Origin of the sequence: Micrococcus sp. ACRRV (assembly GCF_022346985.1) — a bacterium.
In the GTDB taxonomy this organism is placed as follows: Bacteria; Actinomycetota; Actinomycetes; order Actinomycetales; family Micrococcaceae; genus Micrococcus; species Micrococcus porci.
Map to the genome: position 1 here is coordinate 1 of NZ_JAKRNH010000226.1, position 592 is coordinate 592.

Below are 592 nucleotides of genomic sequence, written 5' to 3' on the forward strand. Positions count from 1 at the left end.
ACCCCGCGGAGGGCCCCGCCCCGACGCCGGAGCTCGCCGCCCGCCCGTCTTCGCCGGTCACGGCGGTGCTCGCCCTGGGGGCCAACCTGGGCGACCCGTCGGAGACGCTGGACGCCGCCGTCGCGGTGCTCACGGTGACCCCGGGGATCGAGGCTGTGGCGGCCTCCCCGCGGGCGCTGACGGCGCCGGTGGGCGGCCCGCCCGGCCAGCCGGACTACCTGAACCAGGTGGTGCGGATCCGCACCTCCCTCTCCCCGTGGGAGCTGCTGGGGGTGGCCCACCGGCTGGAGCAGGACCACCACCGCCGCCGCACCGTGCGCTGGGGCGCGCGGACCCTGGACGTGGACCTGATCGTCTACGGGGACCTCACGAGCGACCACCCGGACCTCGTCCTCCCGCACCCCCGGGCCGCCGAGCGCGGCTTCGTGCTGCTGCCGTGGGCCTGGCTGGACCCGGAGGCCGAGCTGGCGGGCGAGTCCGTCGCCGAGCTCGGTGCCCGCGCCGCCGACGCCCCGCACGTGCGCCGCGAGCCCGCCCGCACCGCGCACCTGGACGGCCCGCGCCCCGACGTCCTCCGCCCGGACTCCACACC

General features: G+C 79.1%; 1 protein-coding gene. It reads left to right on the plus strand.

The genetic code is table 11. The features are described 5' to 3' along the window. Positions 1-65: 65 nt before the first annotated feature. Positions 66-592, plus strand: a 527-nt coding sequence (gene folK, locus MHY29_RS12230) for a 2-amino-4-hydroxy-6-hydroxymethyldihydropteridine diphosphokinase (protein ID WP_370643539.1), incomplete at its 3' end; no start/stop codon positions are given.